Consider the following 26,775-nt stretch of genomic DNA (forward strand, 5'->3'; position numbering starts at 1 on the left):
TGATATAGGAGATACCTCCGGAAGGCCTGTCGTGAAAAGTATAAAGATACCATCCCTTATCTCATCGGTCGTCCAGAATGCATTATCCGGACTGGAAGGGATGGAGTTTACCCTCCTTGACCGGTGTCCTCACTGCGGAGGGGAGGTCAGGTACCACGACAACCGGAAGAAACGGTTTGCAACCATACTCATTGATGATGAGAAGCAGATAATCAATGTCATCGTCACCAGGTATTACTGTAAATCATGCGGACGGCTCTGTTATGCACTGGCCCCGTTTTATCCGAATACCAAGTTTGGATCCCCGGTCATCGATCTCTGCATGACGGTGGCACGGATCCATCCTTATAACCATAGTGCACGAATCCTTCAGGAGATGGGAGTTGTCGTTGACCGGGGGACCATCCGGAATTTCTTCTCCCGTGATATCCCGGCGGTCAGTTATGCAAAAATATACGGCCTGCCAATACCGCTCTCCATATTTCACCTGTCAGATCTCTCTTCCAGACGCAGGCAGTCTCGACAGGTCACCGAGGAGGATGTCCTCAGGGCCTGCGGATTCCCATCCACAAAAGATCTCTTTCACAAGACGCCCTGATTATCCCCCGATTCATCTGCCGCAGGAACCTTCTGACTGAACAGACGAATCATCTCCTGGTAATTATTCCCATAGTAATGTTCCCATTCTTCATGCTGATTCACCTTTGCAAGGATGGGTTTTCCTTCAGGCCTGCCAGGATGATATCCGAACATCTGCTCAAGTTCTGCCTGCAGGGCATGCATCATCAGTGAGACCGGAATATCCATGGCACACCGGTCCTGACACTGTCCACAATTCACACAGGAGTCGGCGATATGGGAGAACCGGATCAGATGAAACATCAACGGAGGCGGGACTTCACCAGGCCTGACCAGCCAGGGTTTTTTTGTCTGACAATCCTGACAGAAACAGAACGGACAGGCCTTCGAACACTGGTAACATTTAATGCACCGGTTTGTCTCTTCCATGATCCAGGTCAGCCGCCCGATACCGGTCCCGACTTTTGCAAACATCGCTTTGCGGTTCTTCTCTGATATCGTCAGCATCGCTGCCTCAACACGGGATCGTGCCTCAATACCCTTCAGGTCAGCAGGGACTATGGTCACAAATCCGTCTTTTCTTGCCTGATCCAGAAATGCCAGCCCTTTTTTACTGCACACCTCAATAAAGGTTGCCTGATCGGAGTATTCACCTAACAGCCCCCAGGTTCCACAGACAACGTCACATTGGCGGGGAATCGGGGTATCACATCTCCTGCATGAATCACGTCTGCCAAACCCGTGCTCCTCAATTATCTCCAAAGGAAATTCATGGACTACGTCACCAGACCTGATAACTACCCGGCCATTCCTGACACAAAAAGAATCAACATGGTCCGGATTCAGATCACAGACCTCCCTGATAAATGCCCTGGTTTGTATGGGGGAAAATGTCCCGCTGCAATTGAGTCCGATAAGATAGAGATCGTCCCGGTCAAGTATATTCCGCTTGACCAGTTCCACGATGACCTTTGCATCACACCCCTTGACAACCGCAGCAATCTTCATCCCAGGGGTTGCCTGCACGGCACTGACAACCCAGTCTGCGGTCAGAATACTCCCACAGAACAAAGATCCGGAACATGCAGGGATCTTTTCCGGATCAGTTATGATGACGGGCCGTGGATCATAGATATCCTCTCCCATCTGCAGTGCACAGACCGCATCAACGGTGCCTGACGAAAGCAGGGACATAAGCAGGCCGGTCACCACCCCTCCGGATGCTGCGTGTTCCCTGATTGAATCAAACGGAGACCGGCCGTACCACATCTGACCATTCATACCTCTCCACCCCCGACCGGTTCAAGGGAGACACAGATTGGTTTATATTCAGAAAATCCGGGGCCTGATTCAGAAAGACCCATCAGCCGGTTCAACGCTGCATCAAACAGCGACGGCATGAAGATCATCCCCTCCTTAATATCTGACACAACCCGTGCCCTGCAGGATAATTCCCCTTTCCTGGACCGGACCTGTATCATATCCCCGTCTGATATCCGGACTTTTTCTGCATCTGACGGATGAACTTCTATATACACCTCATTCAGCTCATCGGTAAGATTCTTACTCCTCCTGGTCATCGTCCCGGTATGCCAGTGCCAGATAACCCGGCCTGATGTCAGCCTGAACGGGTACCGGGAGTCAGGGAGCTCAGCAGGTGCCTTCCATTCAACCGGACAGAACACACCCTTCCCGTCCGGATGATAAAACCGGTCAGAATAGAGAATAGCCGTGCCAGGGTCATCAGCAGATACACATGGCCAGCAGATCCCGTCTGGAAGGCTCACCCGTTCAAAGGTCATCCCCTGGTACGGTTCACATACCGTCGTAATCTCCCTGAAGATGTCAGATGGATGCTGATAGGGAAACTGCTTTTCATACCCCATCAGGCAGGCAATCTCCGTAATTATCTGCCAGTCAGGTTTTGCAAGCACCGGAGCTTCAACTGCCTTTCGCAGCCGCTGAACTCTCCGTTCGGTATTGGTAACCGTCCCGTCCTTTTCTGCATAACATGCGGCGGGAAGGACAACATGGGCATATTCACAGGTTTTGGTAAAGAAGATATCAGATACTACCAGGAATTTCAGGTTTTTTATCGCATGTTCAACGATGTGCCGGTCCGGCTCAGTCACCAGCGGGTTTTCCCCGACCAGGATCATCGCTTTTATCCGGTTGGAACTCTCACCAGCCTTCTGAAACATCCGGTTCATGTCAAGACCGGGCCGTGCCGGGGCGATATTCTCTGGAAATTTCCAGGTTCTCGCTATCTTCTGATGGAAGTTACCGTCGGTAACCGGCTTATATCCAGGGAAGAAGTCAGGCAGACACCCCATATCACAGGCTCCCTGCACATTATTCTGCCCACGGAGTGCATTGACACCGGTCCCGGGCCGGCCGATATTTCCGGTCAGCATCATCAGGTTTGCAATCGCCCTGACATTATGAACGCCCCCGGACAGATGCGAAAGACCCATGGCATACAGAACCGTACACCGGTCCGCAGATCCAATCCATTCTGCTGCCCTGATGAGATCAGTCTTTGACACACCGGTCAGAATGCTTACTTCCTGGGGAGTATACCGGTTTTGCAGGACAAGTTTTTTCAGCGATTCATACTCACGGGTCCGGGATCTGATGAAATCCTTGTCTTCTAAACCATTTCGAATAATCTCTCCCATGATGCAGTTGAGAACTGCAACATCACTCCCGCTGTAGAACTGAAGAAACAGGTCTGCCTGGATCGCCGTCGGGGTATACCGGGGATCTGCATATATAAACCTCCCCCCGGCAGCCTGTGCACGGACAATCTGCCTCCCGATAAGCGGATGCTGCTCAAAGGTGTTGGAACCAAGACAGAAGATACAGTCAGATCTCCCGATATCAGGGATGGAATTTGTCATCACCCCTCTCCCAAATGAAAGGGTAAGACCGGTCATGGTCGCTTCATGACAGAACCTGGCACAATGATCCAGATTATTTGTCTTTAAAACACCTCTGGCAAACTTCATCAGGACATAATTATCCTCATTCGAGCACCGGGCTGATGCCAGCACCCCGATCTCATCTGCAGAATAGGTGGTAAGTTTTTGGGCGATCAGATGATAAACGGTCTCCCAGTCTGTCTCCACAAACACATCGCCTTTCCGGATGAGGGGTTTTTTGAGCCGATCCGGGCTGTGGATAAACTGGTGGCAGTACGTACCCTTCGGACAGAGTTTTCCTTCATTCACCGGAGAACGGATATTCGGGGTTGTCCCGGTAATTTTCCCATCCTGAACAATAAGATGTACAGAGCACCCGGTACCGCAGTACGGACATATGGTCGGGACCTGGTTTATCATAACAGACAGGGTATCCTCTGTTACCGATAGAGATAAATCCTTGCCTGATCTTGAAATTTTTGATTATTTATGGTGGATGATATCATATGAATGACCCCTGTTGCGCAAATAAAGTCCATAGATGCGGCCTGAGGGGTACAGCACCAAAAAAATACCAAAAGAAAGGAAAATACTCCTTTCAAAATATGTGCATCAATCGTAATTTCAATTATTACGGATAATACGGGCACGCAGAATTTATTGTCAGATAAATGCCACAAAACAAAACCCCTATGACAGATATTTCCGAAAACCGGGTAGATTATGGAGGTTAAACAGATGGAAATGCCGTGCAGAGGATTCTGATTCTGATGACGATTCCATCGGAGAATGAATTTGAGCTTATTCATACATTTACGAATTATTTTTGGTTTTTCTTCTCTGACCGAAGACGAACGGATCCAGATTTATCATGATTTATCATGAAATATAGGGGTCCGGAAGATAAGCTCATAGTTTTTACATTTTATAAAGAGTCAAAGAAAAAACGACACTTTTTCCCTTTTTTTCTCCAAAAAATCTCGTATCTATTTCAGAACATTTATCTATATTTTCTAACAACCTTTGTTCAGTCGATTTTAATCGATCAGGCTGGTGCGACAAATATGGCATTTGCAGTTCATGTAAACATGGAACGCTGTACCGGCTGCAACAATTGTGTGGTAGCATGTCCAGTGAATGCACTGGAACTCAACACGGTTAACCCTTCCAGCACAGATAAAATCTACAAAGTCATCAATGGTGATGCTGTCATCCTTGATGTCAAACATGAACTTTGTGCAGGATGTGGTATCTGTGTGGATGCATGTCCATATGATGTGATTCAGCTCTCCGGTCAACCACCCCAGGCAGTGGAAGCCTGAATGGTCCGGAGAAAAATGCAAGCGTTTCAGGAACAGAATTCGTGAACAACCGAGGTATCTTAATGTCTACACTGTTTCCTAAGTATTCCAAGACCACTGACGGGTCGAAGGTGATAATGGAGCAGAGACTTCTCCAGCAGGTAAACAACCTCATCCTTGACAATGATATTTGTACCGGATGTGGAATCTGCTCAGAGGTCTGTCCCGAAGAAGCAATTTCCGTTGGGGCAGTCGGAGGAGTCCGGAGAGGACTTGTTGATGATGCTGCAAGCATTCATGTCGACGAGACAAAATGCTCATACTGTGGTGTCTGTGTCATCATGTGTCCGTTCTCAGCTCTTGCTCTGAAAGTTGATGGCGAAGAACGTCTGCCAATCCTTGAAAAAGAAGGATTCCCGACTTATGACAAAGGAACGGCAATTGATCAGGACAAGTGTGTCAGGTGTAACATCTGTGACGATGTTTGTCCCCGTGATGCAATTGACCGTGATGTTCCGCTCTTTGAAGGAGAGGACAAAGAAGGCCTTGCAAAAGGACAGGCTGTCGAACTCAAGATTGAGTTCAAAGTTGACGATGAAAAGTGTACCAAGTGTGGTATCTGTGGTAACCTGTGCGAGGCAATAAACGTGCTCCACAAGCCCTTCAGCCCTGAAATAGGAAAGGTTGAAGGTGAGGTTATCTGGGATGAGGCATATTGTGACGGATGTAATGTCTGTGCAGAAGCATGTCCCTCCGAGGCAATCAAGGTCACCCGCACGGTAGTCGGACAGAAGAAACTTGGAAACGTCAATATCATCGATGAGGACTGTTGTACCTGCCGCTGGTGTGCAATCAACTGTCCGACCGAGGCTATTACCGTAAACAAGATCTTTGAAGGAGAGATCACCTTCCATGCTGAAAAGTGTCCGGGAGGATGTTCCACCTGTGTTGATGTATGCCCGGCAAATGCCATTTATCTCCCGACACCGAAGCCTGCAAAGGACATGAAAGGCCAGATTGAAGCAAAAATTGCAGTCAACAAGGACTTCTGTATCCTGTGTGGTGCCTGTGTGAATGCATGTCCGGGTGAGGATATCATCTATCTCCGCCGTGACAGCGTGAAGATCAAGGGCAAAGAGACAGACCTCTTTAAGAAGATCAAGGAAAAACTCTTTACTCCGAGAACGTCCAAGGTCAAAGAGCAGCCATCCCTGGCAGGGTCTGTTGAATTAAAGGCGGTAAGCCAGTAATAGAGGTGTCTTATGGCTGCAAAATCATACAACATTCCAGAACTGGACAAGAAACTTGCGGACCGCCGGTACCATCTGAGCGATACCAACCCTGAGTTTACCCAGAAGATTCTCAAGACCAGCAGGACTATTGCAAATATGTGCTACCAGTGTGGTACCTGTACCGGTTCCTGCCCCTCAGCACCACGGTCCTCATACCGGATCCGGCTCTTTATGAGACGCTGTGTCCTTGGGCTTGAGAATGAAGCCCTGACTGACCCGGATCTCTGGCTTTGTACTACCTGTTACTCCTGTACAGACCGCTGCCCGCGGGACATCGCCCCGACCGATGTTATCATGGCAATGAGAAACCTTGCATTCAAGCGGGATATTGTTCCAAAGAACTTCCTGCAGACGGTCCAGCTTATCTATAACAGTGGACACGGTGTACCAAATAATGACGTGAACCGTGCTGCCAGAACCAAGCTTGGTCTTCCTGCAGACCCGCCGACAACGCACTCATATCCTGAATTTGTCAAGGGTATTCAGAAGATTATCGACCATTATGAACTGAAAGAGAATGCAGACAGAATTCTGAAGGGTGACTAAACGTGCACGAATACGCATTTTTCCTAGGGTGTATTGCACCAAACCGGTACCCCGGCTGTGAGGCGTCTGCCATTAAGACCAGTGAAAAGGTCGGTATCAAGCTCCTCCCGCTGAAGGGTGCCAGCTGTTGTCCTGCTCCCGGTGCATTCGGGTCCATTGACCTGAACGTCTGGTACGCAATGGCAGCACGAAACCTCGTTCTTGCTGAGGAGATGAAGAAGGATATTGCACTCATCTGCAATGGCTGTTACAAGTCAATCTGGGAAGTCAACCATATCCTCAAGCACAACGACGAACTCCGTGACAACGTCAACGAAGTCCTTGCTGAGATTGACATGCAGTTTAAGGGTACCATTGATGTCTGGCATCTTGCAGAACTCTATTATGATGACAAGGTCTGTGGTGTCCAGAAGATCAAGGACAGTGTCACAACCCCGCTCTCCGGTGCAAAAGTTGCCGCTCACTATGGTTGTCACCTCATGAAGCCAAAGAAAGAGCGGCACTTTGGAGACACTGAAAACCCGATGTGGTTTGAAGAGCTGATTGGCGCTCTTGGAGCTGAACCAATCCAGTACCGCAACAAGATGCAGTGCTGTGGTGCCGGTGGCGGTGTCCGTGGATATGATATCGTCCATGCCCTTGACATCACCAATGAAAAACTCATCAACATTCAGGAAGCAGGTGCTGACGCAATCACAGAACTGTGTCCATTCTGTCAGCTTCAGTTTGACCGTGGTCAGATCGAGATCAAAGAGAAGTTCGGCGATGTGTACAATATTCCGGTTCTGCACTACAACGAACTCCTCGGTCTTGCCCAGGGTATGAGCCCGCAGGACCTTGCACTTGATCTGCATGCAATCGACTGCACACCATTCCTGCAGAAGGTGCTTTAAGGGAGGACAAAGACATGGCAGAAAATACTGAACCAAGAATCGGTGTCTTTGTGTGCCACTGTGGTACCAACATCGCAGGATCAATGTCCATCGATGATGTCGTCAACTATGCAAAGACACTCCCCTATGTAGCTGTTGCTGACCAGTACCAGTACATGTGTTCAACCCCCGGTCAGAAGAAGATTGATGATGCAATCAAGGAATACAATCTGACCGGTGTTGTTGTTGCAGCATGTTCACCCCGTCTTCACGAACCAACCTTCCGTACCGCTACCAAGGAAGGAGGATTGAACCCGTTCCGGTTCGAGATGGCAAACATCCGTGAGCAGAACTCATGGGTTCACATGCACGGGATGTGGGACGAAGCAACCCAGAAGGCAAAAGACCAGGTCAGGATGGCTGTTGCAAAGGCAGCAAAACTTGAGGATCTCGTTCCAAAGAGTGTCCCTGTCGAGAAGACCGCAATGGTTGTCGGTGGTGGAGTCGCCGGTATGCAGGCTGCCCTTGACCTTGCCAGTGCAGGAATCAAGACCTACCTGATTGAGCGGACCCCGACCATCGGTGGCCGGATGTCCCAGCTTGACAAGACCTTCCCGACCCTTGACTGTTCCCAGTGTATTCTCACACCAAAGATGGTGGATGTCGGCCGACACCCGAATATCGAGATGATGACCTATACCGAGGTTGAGAAGGTAGAAGGGTATATCGGGAACTTTGATGTCACCCTCCGCAAGAAGGCCCGTGGTGTTCTGACCCCGACCGAAGCAACCGCCAAAGGAATCGTTGGTGGTGGCTGTAACGGGTGTGGAGACTGTTCTGCAGTCTGTCCGGTCATCAAGCCAAACCCGTTCGAGATGGGAATGGCTCCACGAAAGGCCATCTACATCTACCATGCCCAGGTCATGCCTCTTATCTACACCGTCGACTTTGACTCCTGTGTCAAGTGTGGTCTGTGTGTTGAGGCCTGTGGTGACAAGAAGGCAATCGATCTTGAGATGCAGGACGAATTCATCACCGTAAAGGTTGGAACTGCGGTCCTTGCAACCGGATATGAACTCTTCCCGATTGAGAACAAGAGAGAGTGGGGATACAAGCAGTTTGACAACGTCATCAATGCTCTCGAGTTTGAGCGTCTGATCTGTGCATCCGGTCCGACCGGCGGTCACCTTGTCCGTCCAAGTGATGGTAAGACCCCGATGAAGGTCGGATTTGTGCTGTGTGCAGGTTCCAGAGACAACACCGGAATCGGAAAGCCATATTGTTCCAGGTTCTGTTGTATGTACTCACTCAAGCATGCTCACCAGATCATGGAGAAGATTCCGGGTGCCGTTGCATACCTCTTCTACATGGATATCCGGTCCTTTGGTAAGATGTACGAGGAGTTCTATTACCGTATCCAGCACGAAGGTGCCAAGTTCATCCGTGGACGTGTCGCCAATGTGCTTGAAGACAAGGAAACGAAGAACCTCCACGTCTTTACTGAAGATACCCTGCTCGGCCGTCCGGTCGATGTTGAAGTCGATCTCCTCGTCCTTGCAGCAGCAGTCCAGCCCAATGAAGGTGCAAACGAGCTTCGGAAGAAGTTCGGTGTATCTGCATCACAGGACGGCTGGATGCTTGAAGCACACCCGAAGTTAAACCCCTGTGGTACAACGACTGCAGGAGTATTCCTCGCCGGTGTCTGTCAGGGACCAAAAGATATTCCTGACACCGTAGCACAGGCAGAAGGTGCAGCATCCGCAGCATCTATCCCGATTCATATGGGCGAAGTCGAACTTGAGCCATACTTTGCCATGTGTATTGATGAGCTGTGTGCCGGTTGTGGTATGTGTGTCAACCTCTGTCCCTACTCAGCTCTCTCACTGGGTGAGAAGAACGGCAGAACCGTTATGGTTGTTACCGAAGCCAAGTGTAAAGGCTGTGGTACCTGTGGAGGATTCTGTCCAGGTGGGGCAATTAAGATGCAGCACTTTACCACACCACAGATCGTAGCACAGATTGATGCATTCTTTGCAGGAGGAGAACAGTAATGGCAGACGATTGGAAACCACAGATTCTCGCTATCATCTGCAACTGGTGTTCATATGCAGGTGCTGACCTTGCCGGTGGTGCACGTATCCAGTATCCACCAACGGTCCGGGCAATCCGTGTCATGTGTACCGGACGTGTTGACATGCTCTTCATCCTCAAGGCATTTGTTGAGGGTGCAGATGGTGTTCTCGTCTCCGGATGTCACTTTGGTGACTGTCACTACCTTGAAGGAAACTACAAGGCCGCAAAGCGTATGTTCATGATCAAGAACCTGCTCAGAAACATCGGTCTTGATGACAGGCGTTTCCGTATGACCTTTGTCTCAGCATCCGAAGGTGCAAAGTGGGGTATGGTCATGGAAGATGTCACCAATACTATCAAGGAACTTGGTCCCAGCCCGATCAAAGAATTCAAAAAATAAATATTTTTTTTACGTAATTTTCAGTAATCTTCTTCTTTCTTCTGAATATCAGATATTGGATGTTTTTACACGTTGTCATATGACGGTGGGTCATAGCTTTTTACAACAAGTTAGGATTCTCCATTCGCTATAGTAGTCATTCAGAGCTGATCCAATATCCGTACCATAGAGCCAATGGTGATACAATTATGTATTGAGGCGACTAATGGTGATGTTTAGCATATGGTGATATACACGAGCTTTCAAATTCTTTGAGGAGGCTAGGGAAATGAGTATAATTATTGAAGCCATTTACAAAAAGGGAGCATTTTATCCAACTGTACCAGTAGAGATGCCAGATAATACCAGAGTAAAACTTACACTAAAAAAGAGCTTTTCTGACCTTATTGATAAATATGCTGATTTCCCAATGAAAGAATCAGCAGATGCGATATTAGAGAATATAAGGAGAAGAAATTCATAAAATGAACTCCTGTGTGCTCGACACATCGGTTCTTATTAAGGGAATATTCCCACCAGTAAGAGCATTAACCAGAGAGTATATAATCGGGATTTAGACACCTATGAGAAATGCAAAACACTCATTCGACACTTGGAGTCTAATCACATTGAAATTTTCTTCCCACGTGCTGGACTCGTAGAATTGATCTGTGTTATTACCCGGATTGAAGATTCGAAAACCGCAGACATTGTATTTCAGTATGCTAATGAACTCTTTGTAATACTGGAGGAATCTTCGATATTTGATAGAGCCCTTTCAATAGCTCGAAGAACTGGGTGTTCTGGCTTTGATACCTACATGCTCGCCTCAGCTAGTTTACAGGATTGTTATCTATTTACAGATGATGCGGAGATGTATACCTTCGCCAGGCAGGTCGGGATTCGTTCATATTTAATCCGAGATTCTTCAATAGAACTTTTATGCTCTCCTGAATAGACAGATATTGGTAAACCGATATACATCTTCATTACCAATTCTGTCCCTTTTTTATGGTACCTCAAGAGGGCAGAAACAAGGCGGTAAGCCAGTAATAGGAGTCTCTTTGATGTAAACGATCTTCGGAAGAAGTTCGGTGTATCTGCATCACAGGACGGATGGATGCTTGAAGCACACCCGAAGTTAAACCCCTGTGGTACAACGACTGCAGGAGTATTCCTCGCCGGTGTCTGTCAGGGTCCAAAAGATATTCCTGACACCGTAGCACAGGCAGAAGGTGCAGCATCCGCAGCATCTATCCCGATTCATATGGGCGAAGTCGAACTTGAGCCGTACTTTGCCATGTGTATTGATGAACTGTGTGCTGGTTGTGGAATGTGTGTCAACCTCTGTCCCTACTCAGCCCTCTCACTTGGTGAGAAGAACGGCAGAACCGTTATGGTTGTTACCGAAGCCAAGTGTAAAGGCTGTGGTACCTGTGGAGGATTCTGTCCTGGTGGGGCAATTAAGATGCAGCACTTTACCACACCGCAGATCGCAGCACAGATTGATGCATTCTTTGCAGGAGGAGAACAGTAATGGCAGACGAATGGAAACCACAGATTCTCGCTATCATCTGCAACTGGTGTTCGTATGCAGGTGCTGACCTTGCCGGTGGTGCACGTATCCAGTATCCACCAACGGTCCGGGCAATCCGTGTCATGTGTACCGGACGTGTTGACATGCTCTTCATCCTCAAGGCATTTGTTGAGGGTGCAGATGGTGTTCTCGTCTCCGGATGTCATTTTGGTGACTGTCACTACCTTGAAGGTAACTACAAGGCCGCAAAGCGTATGTTCATGATCAAGAACCTGCTCAGAAACATCGGTCTTGATGACAAGCGTTTCCGTATGACCTTTGTCTCAGCATCCGAAGGTGCAAAGTGGGGTATGGTCATGGAAGATGTCACCAATACTATCAAGGAACTTGGTCCCAGCCCGATCAAAGAATTCAAAAAATAAATATTTTTTTATAAATTTTTTTATTTTCTTCTGAATATCAGGTACTCAGTTTTCTCATTGTCATGTGACGGTGGGTTATCACTTTTTCAATATGTTCGATTAGAGTAGCGAATATGATTGATCAATCGGACATCTCATGTAAGATTACATTCTTATATGTTTAACCAGAAGTGAGTGAGTATACTCCACCATTTTTTTAATAAGTGGAGGATTACAGGGGGGTATCATAGTATGACAAACCCTGACAGATTATTCGAACTCCTCATCTCGCTCAATCCCTGGTGGAGTGGATTACCCCAGGAAACAGGCATAATCAGAGAGCATTAATTAAAGGGATTTTGTGATAAAGCACACGGATAATTCACTGACATCCATAAACGTAACCTATACCGATGATATACCGGAACGTGAAATCAGGGCTCTTTCCTCGTTTCAGGATGTTTTTTCAGAGAATATCCGCAGGCGTATTCTCATAACAAAAGACATCGAGAAAGAAGAAGAGGGTATCGAATATATCCCGCTCTGGAGATGGTTTCTTGGGCGGTATCGTGATACAGGGGATCTGATGGACAGAAAGAGAAAAAATAAGGAGGTTTAAAATTTTACGTAACAAACATCCCCATATTCTCTGCTATCCGCTGGACTGAAGCAGCAGCATCAGATATCGCCCGTGTGATCTGATCGATCGATGCCGTCACCTCTTCGGTTGCTGCCGCCGAATCCACCGCCTCTTTTGCGGTCCGCTGAACCAGATTCCCGACCTCATTCACACTGGCCGTGATCTCCTCGACCGCTGCTGCCTGCTCTTCTGCTGCTCCGGCTACCTCGGTCATATTCGCATGCACACTGTTGATCGCCTGCACAATCTCATCAAAGATCGCAAGGGTCCTGGTCACCGCCTCATTGCCTGCCTGTACCTCAACCGATGAGTTCTTCATGGATAGAGAGACCTGTTGTGTCTTCTTTTGCAGGTTCCCGATGATGGATGCGATATTCTCCGCAGACTTTTGTGACTCAAGGGCAAGAGATTTCACCTCATCAGCGACGACCGCAAAACCCATCCCTGCCTCACCGGCACGAGCAGCTTCGATTGCGGCATTTAATGCCAAAAGACCGGTCTGTTCAGCGATGCCCGTGATGACATCCACAATCTTGCCGATCTCTTCCATCTGGCCGGTGATATCAGTGATGATCCCGCTCGTCTCCTCAACCGATGAACTGATCCCTTCCATCCCCTTCTCAGCCGCTCCGGCAAGGCTTACTCCTTTCTCCGTGAGATCCACGGTCTGCTGTGCCATCATAGATGCCTGCTCAGCCTTTGCGGCAACCGAACTGACGGTATTTGAGAGATCCTCCATGGCGGTCAGGATCTGCCTGATACCAGTCCCGCTTCGTTCGGCAAGCTGACTCACCTCATTTGAACTCTGGGCAAGCAGACTTGTAGTGCTGGCAACCTCTTCGGCACTGGCATTCGTCTCCTCCATTCCGGCAGAAAGGTTCTCCACCTCGGTCTTTACGCCACTGATGGCCGCTCCTCCCTGGATACCGATCTGATTGAGTGCCTCTTTGAATCGGATAAAGTCGCCTCTCATCTCGATCGTATCATTCACCCGGTCGGTAAAGTCACCCTGTGCATACGAACCGGCAAGTCGCATCGCCTCATTGAGCGGGACAACGATCCCCTCAAACGTCTCATTCATACCCAGGATCACCTCCCGGTATCCACCCTGGAACTTCTCTGCATCACCACGAACTGAGAGCTTTCCATCAATAGCCGCCTGACTGAGAGTTTTTGCCTCTGATACAAGCCCCCGAAGCGACTCAATCATCTTGATGACCGCAGGAGCGATCTCATCCTTGTCATCATGAGGGACTGGCATTGCTGAGAGATCACCCACACTCACCTGTTTGAGTATGGCGATGAAGTTATTCACGAGATTATCTGCGAACTGATCGATGGCTCTGGCAAGATCCCCGATCTCATCTTTCCGCTGGTACGAAAGTCGCATGCCAAGATGCCCGACGCCCAGCTCCTGCATCATGACAACACTCCTCTGGAGCGGGGTGGTAATACTCCTGGAGATGGTATACCCAAGGCTGATGGCAAGAATGACCGCAATGATACCGATGATGGCAAGGGTCAACGTTGCCGCAGAGAAGGTCTCATCTCCCTGGATATTCAGTTCTTCAGCCTTTTTTACATTGATCGCCTTGAGATTATCAATATTGGATCCGGTGGCTTCCCGTGATTTCGCCATAGCCCCGCCAGCGAGTGTTTTGGCTGCATCAGCTTCATTCCCTGCATCTATCTGTGCCAGGGTATCCTTCACCACCTTTTGAAACTCGGCCCAGTTGACATCAAACCGGGCAAGTTCCTCCTTTTCGCTGTCAATGAGGTATGTCGCCCGAATGGCATCCATATTCTGATTAATTATGGATATATATTCATCAATCTCAGCCTTTGTTTTTGCACGCTGGTCCGGGATAGAGAGATATTTGTAGAGATTCCCTCTGATGTACAGAAAATCTGCATCAACCTCTCCAAGGGTTGCAAGCGGGACCGCGCGGTCATAGTACATCTCGGTCATCCCGTCATTGATGGTCTTCATCTCCACATAGCCGACAACGGCTACGATCCCAAGCAGAATCGCAAGGAGCAGAAAACTCCCGACCAGTTTTTGTCCCATTTTCACATTATCCAGCCAATCCATTGGTATCACCATTACCACCGAGAAGCACCCACGAGGGCTGTTGTCCGTCATGTATGCTCCTACCGGTCATCGTTGTGTACATCCGTTTTTATCCGGTCTGATACCTGCATACCCAAATCATTCGTTTATCAGGCAGGATTGTATCGACATACACCTATTCGGAATGATTCTATGTATAGATACCGATTTCTTTCTGACTACCAGAAGTTCCATTCTCTCATTGCGTTCATGATTTCAGGCTCATATAATACAGAGGGGCCTATAGTATATGACCCAAATGATGGAACGCTCCCAGATCAAAAACGTGAATGTATGCTTCTTTCCGGTGATGGAATCAGCAATACCACTCACATCGGCTAAAGCCACATGATCTGCTCAATGGACGCAGATGCCTCCTCTGTGGCCGCTGCAGCATGACCGGCCTTACTGGCAGTGCCCTGAATCAGGACCGACACCATTCACAATGGCGAATATCTCCCAAAACGCGACCATCACTGAGAGTTTTCTGATGGTTTTTCAGGATACTGATATGCGTTTTGTATACCGCTGGCCGTAAAGACCTCACCGGAGAGTACCCTGACTGTCAGACAGCGTTCCTACTCTGAAAACTCCAAACATGTGTCAACATTCAGACAAAAACCGGTATGCTTCTGTAAGTACAGGAGGATCTTCTCTGATCTGACCCACTCCTGATCAAGGTGCGTGACCATCTCATCAATACGCCGAATCTGCTCATCAATCCCTCTGATAACCTCTTCATTCCCGCTTTCTTCGGCGATGATTGTAATAATGGTGAGCGGGTTTCGTATACCATCATTGAGAATGGCAAGCTTTTCAATCTCTTCCTGCGCAGAGGAGAGTTCTTCAACCTGCTGTTTCAGCTCTTCTTTCTCTCCGGCAAGTTCTTCAAATACGACTGCAAGTTCCTGGTTCTTCTCTTATCTCTAACCGATAGGTCTGCATCAGCGTGATGTTCTCGTCGAAGATAGAATACACAGGCGATGATGATCGGAAGATAATAGAGGTTTTGAAAGATAATGGTCCACCCTGTCATGACTGATACAACACTCACTCCCAGGGCAAGGACCGTGGTTGCGATGAGCAATCAGGCGGGCACGCCGTGTGAGATGGATATCCCAGATATCGGTCATGGCCCCACCCCTGACTGACCGGGTTCATCTTTTTTATACATACCCTTTGGCACGGACATCTCAAACCTCACTCCCTGCCCGGCCGTACCGGTCTCTTTGATGCGAATATGCGTAATACCCAGTATCTCCTGAATAAAAAAAAGTCCGAATCCGGTATTCTTCCCATATCCCCGCTCAAATATGAGTTCCTTCTCGTCAGGTGCGATCCCGACCCCGTCATCCTCAAAGACGACAAGAAGTCCCTCCTCCTGCTCTTCTGCTGCTATGGAAATTCTGCTGACCGCTCCGCCATGTCGCAGTGAATTATCAACCAGGTTCACAAAAACCTTTGGAAGGAGCGGATCGGCATATACCTGCCATTCACCTCCTGCGATGACAAAATGGATATGATCCGGTATCGTACACTCAGCAACACAATCTGCAAGTCGCTGCCACCGGGGCAGATGGGATCCGAGGTCCTGATATACCCTGGTAAACTCAATATCTGCCTGAATACGGGCAATAAGTCGATCGAGTGCATCCAGTTCTTCACCGATATGGGCGGTATCTGATTTTATCTTCACCAGGTCAAGAAAGAGCTGCATGGCATTGACATTATTGAGGATATCATGCCTCGTCACTTCAGTGAGGAGACGTAACTGCCGGTTTGCCTGTCTCAGGGCATTTTCAGCATACTTCTGATCGGTCATATCATGGACCAGCTCAATAATGAGCCGTACCTCTCCATTCTCATCCAGGACGGGGGTTGCCGTGCAGGCAAAATACCGAGACAACTCGGGAACATACCGCTCAGCCGTCTCTATCTTCTTTGATGCCAGGGCTGCACGCGAAGCACAGGGCTCACAGGGACCAGACCGCCCAATAAGTTCATAGCACTTCCTGCCGATAACCTCATCCTCTCTCATCCCAAGCATCTCGTACCCGGCCCTGTTGAACCTGATGATGGAGAGATCCGGCACCTGAACCCCGACCATATCTGGTATCCCATCTATCATCGACTCAATCAGGCGGTGTGTATCATACAGGTCACGCTCAGCCTGCTTTCGGGTCGTGATATCCAGGATCACCCCGACGATCCCATCCGGCTCTCCCTTCTCATCCGGGATGGTGGCTTTATAGAAGACGACATCATGCAAGCTCCCGTCAGCATGGGCAACCTGTGACTCATACTGTTGAATCCCAGGATTCTCAAAGAGTTCTTTGTCCTTTGCATCATAGATGACCGCAAGAGGGGCAGGCCAGAGATCATGCACCGTCGTTCCGATGATCTTCTCTTTTGAAAGGCCGATATATGACTCAAATGCAGCATTACACCCGGTATAACGGCCATTCTTATCCTTAAAGAACACAGGCCCGGGTATTGTCTCAATAAGCCGCTCTAAAAACCGGTGTTGTTCAGCATGGTGGCGCTCTCGTGCTTTCTGATCGGTGAGATCGATCAGGACCGCATGGATCAGAGAGACGGTGCCGGTTGTATCACGGGCCACGGATACAGAGACAGAGACAGTAATCTGTGCCCCATCCGGCAGAAGAATACAAAACTCCTCACCTTCAATCTCCTGATGCTCACATGCTGCCATAAGCAGGCTCAATACCCGCTCCTTCTCTCCTGGTATACCGGCAAAGAGGTCTGGAAAATACGACCCGGTAAGTTCTCTGCACCCCTTGCCAAGAAGGATCTCTGCCTTTTTATTGCATCGGGTGATGATGCCGCCAGGGGAGAGGGAGAAGTAGGCAATCGGAGCATGCTCATATAATGCCTGATATTCGGCCACAATTTTTTTATGAGCATCCTTTGCCCGTCTCCTCTCAATCACGGTCAGGGTCTTGTGCACCAGTTCAGCAAACTGGGACCTGATATCGCCCCCTTTCTGCACATAGCCGTCAGCCCCGAGGTCATATGCTCTGATAACCACCTCTTCCCGGCCTCTCCCGGTGAAGATGATGATCGGTCCATCATACCCCTGTTCTCTGATTGCCTGCATAAGTTCAAGACCGCTCATCCCTTCCAGCTCATAATCAAGGATGACGGCATCATACCGCTTCTCTGCAATACAGGCCAGTGCCTCTTTTCCAGAACATGCGGTATCCACCAAAAATCCATAACCTGAAGTAAGATATGCCTTCGTGGCATCCAGAACGATCGATTCATCGTCAACCAGCAGAACGGTGATGGATGCAGCCGGGGGGGTTTGGCATTGGTCTGGCATGGACAGGATGGAGTCTTGTTAAAGGATAATTCACGGCATGTATGAAATAATCTTTCGGTATGTGGTGCTCCTGCCCCATGTTCATCGAATAATGCCCGGAAGGTCCAGATCTGCCAAAAAGTATTCCCAGCCGTACTGAACCATCTGTTCCACCTTCCGGACAGGAGCATCGGCAGTGAGTAAATAGAAAAGCATCGACCCGGGCATAATCAGCTATCTCTCTGATATCCCGGATAAATTACACCAGATAGAAAAATCAGACATATCAGAGACCGCGGATATCCTATGAGGGACAAAGACGATGATGTTGTCAGATATGCAGGGATTGCCATGAACATGACCAATACACCAGATAATCCTGATGAGGGACGCCGGAACGCGTGAATTCATCGGATGGCTTTATATGATAGTGCATGATATGATACATCACACAGTATCGAAAAAAGCAGTATGATGGATATGAACACCATTGATGATGCTTCTCACCCGATACTCTGTTCCACAACCATCCAGAAAACCAGAACTATGTGATCAGAATATATGATATCCATCCTGTATGTCGATGATGAACCGGATTTTGTTGATCTGTGCAGGATATATCTGGAAAAACAGAAGGATTTTACCATTGACTCCAGTAATCTTGCAACAGATGCACTCAAAAAGGTAGCCGGTGCCACATATGATATTATCATCTCCGATTACCAGATGCCCGGAATGAACGGAATAGAATTCTTAAAAAATGTCCGAAATAATTACGGAGATATTCCGTTTATACTGTTTACCGGGAGGGGAAGAGAGGATGTGGTCATCGATGCTCTCAATAACGGGGCAGACTTTTACCTTCAGAAAGGATATGATACCGCACCACTTTTTGCTGAACTTGTCCACATGATTTATCAGGCGGTAGACAGAAAACAGGCAAAAAATGCATTACAGACAAGTATTTCTCAGCTGTGCCATGCCGAAGAGATTACCGGTCTTGGGTACTGGTCATTTGATCTGAATACAGGAAAAGTAACCGCTTCAGAAGGAGCAAAAAAGATTTACGGGCTTGGAGATAAGGAATGGACGATTGCTGAAGTTCAGACCATCCCACTTCCTGAGTACCGGTCACTCCTTGATGAATCTATGAACAACCTCATTTCAGGGGAGAGACCATATCATGTTGAATTCCAGATAAAACGCCCGTCTGATAACAAAATCATCGATATCCATTCAATTGCAGAGTATGATCAGGCGAAAAATCAGGTCTTTGGAACCATTCAGGATATCACCAGAGTGAAAGAGGTGGAGCGTGAACTTCGGAAGAAAAACGAAGAACTCACCGCCCTCCATGCAAAGATTTCAAAATCTGAGGAAGAACTGGTAACCCATATTGATATGCTGACCCGTCAGTCAGCGAAGATCCGGGATCGGGAGGAGCAGATCCGCCTCCTGAGCGATAATCTGCCAAACGGGCTTGTCTACCAGCTCCTCATAAAGCCGGATAATACACGGTCCTTTCAGTATATCAGCGCTGGAGTAGAACAGATTCATCAGGTATCAGCAACGAGTGTGCTCGAGGATCCGAACGTATTGTATAATCAGATTGTTGACGATGACCGTCTGGGCTTGATTGATGCTGAAAATGAAGCATTCAGGAAAAGGACATCCTTTTCTCATGAAATCCGAATACGCACCCCTGACGGACAGATTCACTGGATCCTGCTCAGGTCAGTCCCTCATGTTCTTTCGGACGAATCAATCCTCTGGGACGGTATTGAAATAGACATTACAGACCAGAAAAGAGCGGAAGAGAAACTTCGGATGATACATGAGCTCTTTCATCAGTTCATGCTTCATTCCCCGATTTACATCTTTATTAAGGAAGTTACTCAGGATACAAGCCGGGTGCTCTATGCCAGTGAGAATTTCCAGGATATGGTTGGAATTCCGGGATCCCGGATGGGGGGTCATACGATGGATGAACTCTTTCCTCCGGATTTTGCCGCAAAGATTACTGCAGATGACTGGAAAGTGGTGTCTGATGGAGTGGTTCTGAAATTAAGGGAGAGCTTGAATGATAAGCATTATATCACGATAAAATTCCCCATCATTGAACAGAACAGAACGCTCCTTGCCGGATACACGATAGACATTACCGAACTTCATAAGACGCAGGAAGCGTTGCATGAAGCAAATCAGAAGGTCCGTCTCCTCACCGGTCTTACCAGGCATGATATTTTCAATGAGTTGTCGGTCATCATGGGATATCATGATCTGATAGCAGAGACTGAAGACCTCGCAGAGATTCGGGAATATGTATCAAAAGCAAAGAAGACCTGTGAACAGATTATCGCCACCACCAGTTTTACCCGTGAGTATGAGGATTTTGGCACGGCTGAAAGCCGGTGGCAGAATATCCGGAGAATTATCGAATCCGCTCAAGATGAGGTAAATACGGATGACATTACCATTATCAATGACATCCCGGAGGATTGTGAGATTTATGCAGATCCGGTGATCAGAAAGGTCTTTACCACCCTTTTAGAGAATGCCATCCGTCATGGGGAAACGATAACGAAAATACACTGTTTCTGTACCAAAGATGAGAACCAGCTGATTATTACCTGCCAGGACGACGGGGTTGGGGTTCCCGACGATGAGAAAAGGTATATCTTCGGGTTAAGGTATGGGAAACATACCGGAATCGGGCTCTTTCTGGCAAAAGAGATCCTGTCGATCACCGGCCTTTCCATTCGTGAGTGCGGAGAGCCGGGGAAGGGAGCACGGTTCGAGATTATCGTTCCGGAAAATGAGTACCGTTTCCTCTCTGAGTCTGAGAAAAAATGAGTGGTGTGAATGGGTCAGACGGAGGATAGTTAATACTTCTCCGTTTGCAGAGGACTGACCCAGGAATGCCAGAACGAGAGGGAGAATGAGATCAGGGTGAATGCATCCAGAGGATCAAACGTGACCTTAAGGAAGTTTATGGCACAGTCAGAGGATGATCCGGTTACCTAAGACCTGAAAACACCGACACTCCCATATCCCTTAAGATCAAAAGAGGTGTATGGAACATATCTCTTCATTTCTTGATGCAGATCCCTTCTCACAGGAACTTGGAATAAAATTAGAGTCGGTCTCGAAAAATACTGCAACCCTTTCGCTCGTGATCTCTGAAAAGCACCTGAATACTCATGGCACCGTCCATGGCGGGGTTATTTATACCCTTGCTGATGCTGCATTTGCCGTTGCTAGCAATGCCGATGGTACCCCGTCTGTTGCTATCAACACCTCAATAACCTATATGAAAGCGGTAAAATCAGGGAAACTTATCGCAAAAGCCCATGAATTCTCCAAAAACCACACCCTTGGATCATACATCGTTGAGATCCATGATCATGAGGGTGAAAAGATAGCCGTTTTCCAGGGGCTTTCTTACCGGAAGAGACGATAATAATAGGATATGAATCCGGCTGGTTCCGTACGAAAGTTCCATGTTCCTCTGCTCACGGGAGTACCTCAAAGAGTTTTACAAAAAAGGCAAGAGATTCTACCTCACTGGATTTGATCGAACGCCTCACCTGGATTGAATACATGCACTCGACCCTGAAAGAAGAGAACATTGTTGCCAGCATTAAAGCCGGGCTGATAGTGATCGGACAGAACTGGAATGGGGAGAACGCATTGGAAACACAGAAAAGGGTGCTCCAGTACTTCGGGTTTCAGGTAAATCCAAAGCAGTGTTGGAACTGGCAGTACACGCAAAACGCAGAGGACGAGACAAACGAAAGCTACATACAAGCAGCACAAGAATTCGAGTATATTTCTTGAGGAGGGGTCCGGTCCGGCCCCGGAGGTATCGCCAGGAACTTCATGAGCTCCACATTTCCCTGCCAATCACATCGAATCAGTACTCTTTTGTTCGTACGTAAGTTACACAGGAGGGTTTTAGTAGATAATTATCACACCATAAAGCAGAGTGTATAATGGAGGTAAGCTAATGACAATAATACGGGCTAAAGTCATTGATAATTTTCATCTGGAACTGGAAGATGAATTGCACGTAAAAAATAAAGAAATTTTGATAAAAGTAGTTGAAAATTCATCGATATCATCTTTACGAGGTGCATGGGGATATGATGTAGATAGTGCTGATTTTGCTCTGAAAATTAGAAAATCCAAGCAAATAGAGACCATATGAAATTATTTTTTGCCTGAAGATCTTTCTTTTCCATAATATAGTCCCACAAAAATATGATTTGTTTGATTATGAGAGAAACTGATAAAATTAATAGGTAATTCTCATTTCGCAACCTACTATCAGAACTCTACCACACAATACCTGAAGACTGCCAGTATCACTCAACTCAATTATTAAAGGAACCCTCTTGATATCTGACCATACATATATGAGAGAAGGGCGCTGTCTCATGAACAATGTTATCCTGATCGGTCTGCCCGGTGCAGGAAAGAGCACTCTGGGAGTAATCCTTGCAAAGACCCTTGGTATGCATTTTATCGACACCGATATCATCATCCAGGATAAGACCGGAAGGCTTTTGCAGGAGATCATCAATACCGACGGAGTGGAGAGATTTCTTGAAATTGAAGAGGAATGCATCCTCTCCCTCAATAAATGCCATGCGGTGATATCGACCGGGGGGAGTGTGGTATTAAGGAGCCGGGCCATGAAACACCTCACATCAGACGGGATGATCATATACCTGGAGATCTCGTATGATGAGATGGTCAAAAGACTAAAAAATATCACGACACGGGGAATAGTGTTGGAACCGGGTCAGAGCCTTCGTGATATGTATGACCAGAGAATTCCTCTGTATGAGCGGTACGCAGACATCCGTATCAACTGTTCAGGAGAGGCATTTGAGAGTGTCGTGGAGAACGTGGTCTTGAAGATCAGAGAACATACCGCCGTTTTGGCTGAACATTCATAACCCCGGCATAGTATCCGGTTGCCACCCGAACCTCTTTTCCCTGCAGAATGATGGCAAGTCGGACAATCTGTTCATCAGAAATCCCTGCATTGGAGAGTGCTGCCTCATACTCCTGGTTTCGTATCTGGTTCAGGGCATCTGATACGATCTCCGTATTCTGCTGTCCGTCCGTTGTCTTAAACTCAATAACATAGGCAGTTGGATAATCCCTGGTCTTTGGGATCATGAGAATATCCGCCCGTCCAAATCCTGCTTCTGCATTTGATCTGATCTCATACACAGTCCGAAGATTCGCCAAAAGGCCAAGGACAAAGGCATGAAATACCGCTTCAGGCAGTTTTGCAAGATCGTACATGCTCACCAGATCACGGGTAAGATCCTGAAGAACCGGTCCAATCTGAAGGATCGGTCTTTTCCCAAGGAAACAATGGAGAAGTAAGTCAAGTCCTCCATCTGTATTTCGATACAGGGATTCAATGAAATGCTCATATGCATAACTGATTTCACGATTCGGAATTCTCAGCCGATAGCGTAACCGGCCCCGAAGGTCAGGCTGTGGGTCCTCTGCATTCAGATACCCGGAATAATACAAAAGACTCCATATATTAACTGGATTTCTCCCGATATCCGTGAAGATGATATTCTCTGATATCGGGTATCTCAGTTCTTCTCCTGCAAGCAACACTTCAAGATCCCGTTTTATCTCAAGGCCTCCTGCCTCAAGCTCTTCGTATACCAACGCATTTGATGAGGTATTCAGCCATTTGGGTCCTGGTGGATTGGGGATCGCCTGAATATAACTGATGACCGACCAGGGGTTGTAGATAGTGTGACCTCCAAATGAATACCCGTTATACCAGTCACGGATGATCCCGGCATGGTCTTCTGCCTGAAATGCGGAGAGGATGAGAGAGAGTTCAGGTTCGGTAAACCCGAATTTATCTGCATACGGGCCTATCATAAGCGAGCTTGCAACATCAAGATTATTCAAATCTGAGAAGATTGACTCCTTTGCAACCCGGAGAATACCTGTGACGACTGCCCGGAATAACACCTGACCATATTCCGGCTTTAAACCCTCCCCCAGCCACGAACGCATAAACCCAGCCATTTTGTCATAATATCCATGTGAAAATGCCTCAATCATCGGGGTGTCGTATTCATCAATGAGGACGATAACCGGTTTTTTGTAGTACTGATAGCAGTGAGTAATGAGATCTTTCAGGCTACTATAGAGATCATTGAGCGTAGCTTCTTCCATGATGATGCGATGAAATCTCTCCCTGCTCCCATCTGATAAAACAGGTTGAACCTCAGCAAAATTCTTATACAAACTTCCAATTTTAATACGAACCGCTTCTATAAAGTACTCATACGAATCACGCTTCAGATCCTTTAAACTGATATATATTACCGGATACTGCCCCTGATGCTGCATATATTGAGGAAAATCAGCAATGGCACAGTTTTTAAAGAGATAAGACCGGCTCTCTTCTGATCGTTCAAAGAAATACCGGAGCATTGTCATGTTCAGGGTTTTACCAAACCGACGGGGGCGGGGGATGAGCGTGACTTTGTTTCCTTCAATAATATCGCGTATCAGGAGAGATTTATCTACAAAGTATCCCCCATCTTCAATAAACTCTTTGAAATCGTCGGTCCCTATCCGGAATTTTTTCACCGTATTATCCCCTGAACTTTGTTATCAGTATTACTCTTTCATAAGCATATGTATTACCATCCACAAACCCACAGATGTATCTCTCTTTAGACAAAAGATCTAGCAGATGATGTATCTCTTGGAGAAATCAACTGAAAAGAGAGCGAATATCTGAAAGAAACACTCAGCAATAACCTGGAGAATGATTATTCCTTCCTTCTGTAAGTACAGAACAGGGAATTCGGGCATATCTTCCCGATATGGGACATTGAAAGGCTATCAGGCAGTACGGCAAACCAGATTTACGTAGAAGGGGTTTCAATCCCTATCGGGTTTTCTTTTCCATTGTGACTTGATGAATTGAAACACCCTTGGATCATATATATAAGGTTTCAATCCCTATCGGGTTTTCTTTTCCATTGTGACCTTTTTGTTCCTGTTGTTTGTATTTGAACCATCTAGGTTTCAATCCCTATCGGGTTTTCTTTTCCATTGTGACTTGTTGCGATTATATGAAGATTATAAGAAAACGCAGTTTCAATCCCTATCGGGTTTTCTTTTCCATTGTGACAAAAATCTATTCACAGGGATACAACCTCGTTCTGGGTTTCAATCCCTATCGGGTTTTCTTTTCCATTGTGACATCACTGAAGTTCCCTTAGGTGTTGGAGCATTATTGTTTCAATCCCTATCGGGTTTTCTTTTCCATTGTGACGAGTTTCCACATCAATTTTCATGGTATCACTCCGGGTTTCAATCCCTATCGGGTTTTCTTTTCCATTGTGACCTTGTTAATTTCCTTTAATGCTGCATCACATACTAAGTTTCAATCCCTATCGGGTTTTCTTTTCCATTGTGACTTGGGTCTTGGCCTGCATCATTGGGGGAAGTATACGTTTCAATCCCTATCGGGTTTTCTTTTCCATTGTGACGAGTGTACATGGTCACATCAGTCAAAAAGGATCATGTGTTTCAATCCCTATCGGGTTTTCTTTTCCATTGTGACACTATGAATCCTCACGACTTCGAAGAGCCGGGCAAGTTTCAATCCCTATCGGGTTTTCTTTTCCATTGTGACAACATCTGCAACTCTGCCTCCGCTTGTCAGATTATGGTTTCAATCCCTATCGGGTTTTCTTTTCCATTGTGACCCGGTATATCACAAATCATCTGTTGAGTTATAAATGTTTCAATCCCTATCGGGTTTTCTTTTCCATTGTGACTTTTACCTTTATGCGCTGAAACCGCTTCCATGGACGTTTCAATCCCTATCGGGTTTTCTTTTCCATTGTGACCGGAGAGCGGGATCCGGGAGTGAGCACACAGCAGAGTTTCAATCCCTATCGGGTTTTCTTTTCCATTGTGACTCGAGGGGCTCTGGGGGCTCATGGGATCCGGACCCGGGTTTCAATCCCTATCGGGTTTTCTTTTCCATTGTGACACCTGACCGGCCTTTATCGTTGCTCCGGCGGTGAAAGTTTCAATCCCTATCGGGTTTTCTTTTCCATTGTGACAATTACCAAGTTTTTCACTGACATACTCGCATCATTGTTTCAATCCCTATCGGGTTTTCTTTTCCATTGTGACTGGGCAGGCATGTGATGAGCGGACCAGTGGAACTCAGTTTCAATCCCTATCGGGTTTTCTTTTCCATTGTGACGAGTATTTCTGGGGGTCTGTCGTAATTGCTGTCTGAGTTTCAATCCCTATCGGGTTTTCTTTTCCATTGTGACGTAATCCTTGCGAGCGGGCTTTATGGTACAGTTATGGTTTCAATCCCTATCGGGTTTTCTTTTCCATTGTGACCAGGCATAAGGGCCTGGTTGAATGGCTAAAACTTGTTTCAATCCCTATCGGGTTTTCTTTTCCATTGTGACTTATATTGGGAATGTGAGCAATGGTGGATTTATGTGTTTCAATCCCTATCGGGTTTTCTTTTCCATTGTGACATTCTTTCAGGGCTTTAAGGTCTTCGCTCATATAAGTTTCAATCCCTATCGGGTTTTCTTTTCCATTGTGACGAACGGAAGGCGCAAATCTCATAACGTTCTGGGATGAGTTTCAATCCCTATCGGGTTTTCTTTTCCATTGTGACTTGCTGCCTTTCGCTCAAACTCCTTGCGGGCGCCAGAGTTTCAATCCCTATCGGGTTTTCTTTTCCATTGTGACATATTCCGGTGT

At 47.2% G+C, this 26,775-nt stretch carries 23 protein-coding genes, 1 pseudogene and 1 CRISPR repeat array (1 of these 25 cut by a window edge); of the genes and pseudogenes, 19 read left to right on the forward strand and 5 right to left on the reverse strand.

Features of this window, described 5'->3' with window-relative positions:
• The first annotated feature begins 31 nt into the window (after positions 1–31).
• A complete protein-coding gene (locus tag MHUN_RS09550; RefSeq protein ID WP_011448815.1) occupies positions 32–598 on the forward strand; it encodes a hypothetical protein in 567 nt (188 codons plus the stop codon).
• On the opposite strand, the gene MHUN_RS09555 is transcribed toward MHUN_RS09550, so the two are convergent.
• Together MHUN_RS09555 and fdhF are read right to left on the reverse strand one after the other, a co-directional pair.
• On the reverse strand, positions 583–1,860 hold the full coding sequence (locus tag MHUN_RS09555) for a Coenzyme F420 hydrogenase/dehydrogenase, beta subunit C-terminal domain (RefSeq protein WP_011448816.1): 1,278 nt from the start codon (positions 1,858–1,860) through the stop codon (positions 583–585). The two genes, MHUN_RS09550 and MHUN_RS09555, sit on opposite strands and share 16 nt — an antisense overlap.
• Entirely contained in the window at positions 1,857–3,920 is a 2,064-nt protein-coding gene (fdhF, locus tag MHUN_RS09560) for a formate dehydrogenase subunit alpha (protein ID WP_011448817.1), read from the reverse strand. Before fdhF ends, MHUN_RS09555 begins: the two co-directional genes overlap by 4 nt.
• Positions 3,921–4,564: 644 nt before the next feature.
• Between fdhF and MHUN_RS09570 the strand changes: the two genes are divergently transcribed.
• The 11 genes and pseudogenes from MHUN_RS09570 (at position 4,565) to MHUN_RS09615 (ending at position 12,520) form a co-directional block, all read left to right on the forward strand.
• On the forward strand, positions 4,565–4,822 hold the full coding sequence (locus MHUN_RS09570; RefSeq protein ID WP_048067959.1) for a 4Fe-4S binding protein: 258 nt from the start codon (positions 4,565–4,567) through the stop codon (positions 4,820–4,822).
• 62 nt (positions 4,823–4,884) lie between these two features.
• Positions 4,885–6,051 (forward strand): 4Fe-4S binding protein, encoded by a 1,167-nt coding sequence (locus tag MHUN_RS09575; protein ID WP_011448819.1) that lies wholly within the window; start codon positions 4,885–4,887, stop codon positions 6,049–6,051.
• A gap of 12 nt (positions 6,052–6,063) precedes the next feature.
• Complete coding sequence (gene hdrC / locus MHUN_RS09580) at positions 6,064–6,639, forward strand: CoB--CoM heterodisulfide reductase subunit C (RefSeq protein ID WP_011448820.1); 576 nt, start codon at positions 6,064–6,066, stop codon at positions 6,637–6,639.
• 2 nt (positions 6,640–6,641) lie between these two features.
• The gene (gene hdrB, locus MHUN_RS09585; RefSeq protein WP_011448821.1) at positions 6,642–7,532 is read left to right on the forward strand and encodes a CoB--CoM heterodisulfide reductase subunit B; all 891 of its coding nucleotides are present in this window, start codon (positions 6,642–6,644) and stop codon (positions 7,530–7,532) included.
• A gap of 14 nt (positions 7,533–7,546) precedes the next feature.
• Complete coding sequence (locus tag MHUN_RS09590) at positions 7,547–9,562, forward strand: CoB--CoM heterodisulfide reductase iron-sulfur subunit A family protein (protein ID WP_011448822.1); 2,016 nt, start codon at positions 7,547–7,549, stop codon at positions 9,560–9,562.
• A complete protein-coding gene (locus MHUN_RS09595; protein ID WP_011448823.1) occupies positions 9,562–9,984 on the forward strand; it encodes a hydrogenase iron-sulfur subunit in 423 nt (140 codons plus the stop codon). The genes MHUN_RS09590 and MHUN_RS09595 overlap by 1 nt, the downstream gene beginning before the upstream one ends.
• A 268-nt stretch (positions 9,985–10,252) precedes the next feature.
• Positions 10,253–10,447 carry an antitoxin family protein gene (locus tag MHUN_RS09600; RefSeq protein WP_048067420.1) on the forward strand — a complete coding sequence of 65 codons (195 nt, stop codon included), beginning with the start codon at positions 10,253–10,255 and terminating at the stop codon, positions 10,445–10,447.
• Between the two features lie 63 nt (positions 10,448–10,510).
• Complete coding sequence (locus tag MHUN_RS20035) at positions 10,511–10,921, forward strand: PIN domain-containing protein (protein WP_394296017.1); 411 nt, start codon at positions 10,511–10,513, stop codon at positions 10,919–10,921.
• A gap of 123 nt (positions 10,922–11,044) precedes the next feature.
• Positions 11,045–11,500, forward strand: a pseudogene (locus tag MHUN_RS09605) (4Fe-4S binding protein); the annotation flags it as partial.
• On the forward strand, positions 11,500–11,922 hold the full coding sequence (locus MHUN_RS09610) for a hydrogenase iron-sulfur subunit (protein ID WP_011448824.1): 423 nt from the start codon (positions 11,500–11,502) through the stop codon (positions 11,920–11,922). The pseudogene MHUN_RS09605 and the gene MHUN_RS09610, both read left to right, overlap by 1 nt.
• 340 nt (positions 11,923–12,262) lie before the next feature.
• Positions 12,263–12,520 carry a hypothetical protein gene (locus MHUN_RS09615; RefSeq protein WP_011448825.1) on the forward strand — a complete coding sequence of 86 codons (258 nt, stop codon included), beginning with the start codon at positions 12,263–12,265 and terminating at the stop codon, positions 12,518–12,520.
• Between the two features lie 4 nt (positions 12,521–12,524).
• On the opposite strand, the gene MHUN_RS09620 is transcribed toward MHUN_RS09615, so the two are convergent.
• Positions 12,525–14,633 (reverse strand): methyl-accepting chemotaxis protein, encoded by a 2,109-nt coding sequence (locus MHUN_RS09620; protein WP_143709451.1) that lies wholly within the window; start codon positions 14,631–14,633, stop codon positions 12,525–12,527.
• A 698-nt stretch (positions 14,634–15,331) separates the two neighbouring features.
• Between MHUN_RS09620 and MHUN_RS09630 the strand changes: the two genes are divergently transcribed.
• Both MHUN_RS09630 and MHUN_RS19735 read left to right on the forward strand, forming a co-directional pair.
• Positions 15,332–15,604 carry a hypothetical protein gene (locus MHUN_RS09630; RefSeq protein ID WP_048067423.1) on the forward strand — a complete coding sequence of 91 codons (273 nt, stop codon included), beginning with the start codon at positions 15,332–15,334 and terminating at the stop codon, positions 15,602–15,604.
• 66 nt (positions 15,605–15,670) lie between these two features.
• Entirely contained in the window at positions 15,671–15,802 is a 132-nt protein-coding gene (locus MHUN_RS19735) for a hypothetical protein (RefSeq protein WP_275039179.1), read from the forward strand.
• On the opposite strand, the gene MHUN_RS17590 is transcribed toward MHUN_RS19735, so the two are convergent.
• Positions 15,781–17,994, reverse strand: a complete 2,214-nt coding sequence (locus tag MHUN_RS17590; protein ID WP_011448827.1) for a PAS domain S-box protein — start codon at positions 17,992–17,994, stop codon at positions 15,781–15,783. The two genes, MHUN_RS19735 and MHUN_RS17590, sit on opposite strands and share 22 nt — an antisense overlap.
• A 540-nt stretch (positions 17,995–18,534) precedes the next feature.
• On the opposite strand from MHUN_RS17590, the gene MHUN_RS17595 reads away from it, so the two are divergent.
• The 5 genes from MHUN_RS17595 (at position 18,535) to MHUN_RS09660 (ending at position 22,934) form a co-directional block, all read left to right on the forward strand.
• Positions 18,535–20,826, forward strand: coding sequence for a response regulator (locus MHUN_RS17595; RefSeq protein ID WP_011448828.1), 2,292 nt, complete (start codon positions 18,535–18,537; stop codon positions 20,824–20,826).
• A gap of 220 nt (positions 20,827–21,046) precedes the next feature.
• Entirely contained in the window at positions 21,047–21,433 is a 387-nt protein-coding gene (locus tag MHUN_RS09645) for a PaaI family thioesterase (protein ID WP_011448829.1), read from the forward strand.
• Between the two features lie 140 nt (positions 21,434–21,573).
• Entirely contained in the window at positions 21,574–21,810 is a 237-nt protein-coding gene (locus MHUN_RS09650) for a hypothetical protein (protein ID WP_048067424.1), read from the forward strand.
• A 169-nt stretch (positions 21,811–21,979) separates the two neighbouring features.
• The gene (locus tag MHUN_RS09655; protein ID WP_143709453.1) at positions 21,980–22,180 is read left to right on the forward strand and encodes a hypothetical protein; all 201 of its coding nucleotides are present in this window, start codon (positions 21,980–21,982) and stop codon (positions 22,178–22,180) included.
• 229 nt (positions 22,181–22,409) lie between these two features.
• Positions 22,410–22,934: a shikimate kinase gene (locus MHUN_RS09660; RefSeq protein ID WP_011448831.1), complete on the forward strand. Its 525-nt coding sequence runs from the start codon at positions 22,410–22,412 to the stop codon at positions 22,932–22,934.
• Here MHUN_RS09660 and MHUN_RS09665 read toward each other — a convergent pair.
• On the reverse strand, positions 22,897–24,615 hold the full coding sequence (locus tag MHUN_RS09665; RefSeq protein ID WP_011448832.1) for an ATP-binding protein: 1,719 nt from the start codon (positions 24,613–24,615) through the stop codon (positions 22,897–22,899). The genes MHUN_RS09660 and MHUN_RS09665 overlap by 38 nt on opposite strands.
• 294 nt (positions 24,616–24,909) lie before the next feature.
• Positions 24,910–26,775: a CRISPR direct-repeat array (repeat unit 37 nt; unit sequence GTTTCAATCCCTATCGGGTTTTCTTTTCCATTGTGAC) (it continues 1,295 nt past the right edge of the window).

This window comes from Methanospirillum hungatei JF-1, from assembly GCF_000013445.1.
Taxonomy (GTDB): domain Archaea; phylum Halobacteriota; class Methanomicrobia; order Methanomicrobiales; family Methanospirillaceae; genus Methanospirillum; species Methanospirillum hungatei.

Excerpts from the sequence above, each read along its gene's own strand:
- MHUN_RS09650 (WP_048067424.1), top strand. The coding sequence starts at position 21,574 with ATGCACTCGACCCTGAAAGAAGAGAACATTGTTGCCAGCATTAAAGCC.
- MHUN_RS09555 (WP_011448816.1), bottom strand. The coding sequence starts at position 1,860 with ATGAATGGTCAGATGTGGTACGGCCGGTCTCCGTTTGATTCAATCAGG.
- MHUN_RS19735 (WP_275039179.1), top strand. The coding sequence starts at position 15,671 with ATGGTCCACCCTGTCATGACTGATACAACACTCACTCCCAGGGCAAGG.
- MHUN_RS09595 (WP_011448823.1), top strand. The coding sequence starts at position 9,562 with ATGGCAGACGATTGGAAACCACAGATTCTCGCTATCATCTGCAACTGG.
- MHUN_RS09660 (WP_011448831.1), top strand. The coding sequence starts at position 22,410 with ATGAACAATGTTATCCTGATCGGTCTGCCCGGTGCAGGAAAGAGCACT.
- MHUN_RS09570 (WP_048067959.1), top strand. The coding sequence starts at position 4,565 with ATGGCATTTGCAGTTCATGTAAACATGGAACGCTGTACCGGCTGCAAC.
- MHUN_RS09610 (WP_011448824.1), top strand. The coding sequence starts at position 11,500 with ATGGCAGACGAATGGAAACCACAGATTCTCGCTATCATCTGCAACTGG.
- MHUN_RS17595 (WP_011448828.1), top strand. The coding sequence starts at position 18,535 with ATGATATCCATCCTGTATGTCGATGATGAACCGGATTTTGTTGATCTG.
- MHUN_RS09620 (WP_143709451.1), bottom strand. The coding sequence starts at position 14,633 with ATGGATTGGCTGGATAATGTGAAAATGGGACAAAAACTGGTCGGGAGT.
- MHUN_RS09655 (WP_143709453.1), top strand. The coding sequence starts at position 21,980 with ATGACAATAATACGGGCTAAAGTCATTGATAATTTTCATCTGGAACTG.
- MHUN_RS09645 (WP_011448829.1), top strand. The coding sequence starts at position 21,047 with ATGGAACATATCTCTTCATTTCTTGATGCAGATCCCTTCTCACAGGAA.
- MHUN_RS09600 (WP_048067420.1), top strand. The coding sequence starts at position 10,253 with ATGAGTATAATTATTGAAGCCATTTACAAAAAGGGAGCATTTTATCCA.
- MHUN_RS09590 (WP_011448822.1), top strand. The coding sequence starts at position 7,547 with ATGGCAGAAAATACTGAACCAAGAATCGGTGTCTTTGTGTGCCACTGT.
- hdrC (WP_011448820.1), top strand. The coding sequence starts at position 6,064 with ATGGCTGCAAAATCATACAACATTCCAGAACTGGACAAGAAACTTGCG.
- fdhF (WP_011448817.1), bottom strand. The coding sequence starts at position 3,920 with ATGATAAACCAGGTCCCGACCATATGTCCGTACTGCGGTACCGGGTGC.
- MHUN_RS09575 (WP_011448819.1), top strand. The coding sequence starts at position 4,885 with ATGTCTACACTGTTTCCTAAGTATTCCAAGACCACTGACGGGTCGAAG.
- MHUN_RS17590 (WP_011448827.1), bottom strand. The coding sequence starts at position 17,994 with ATGCCAGACCAATGCCAAACCCCCCCGGCTGCATCCATCACCGTTCTG.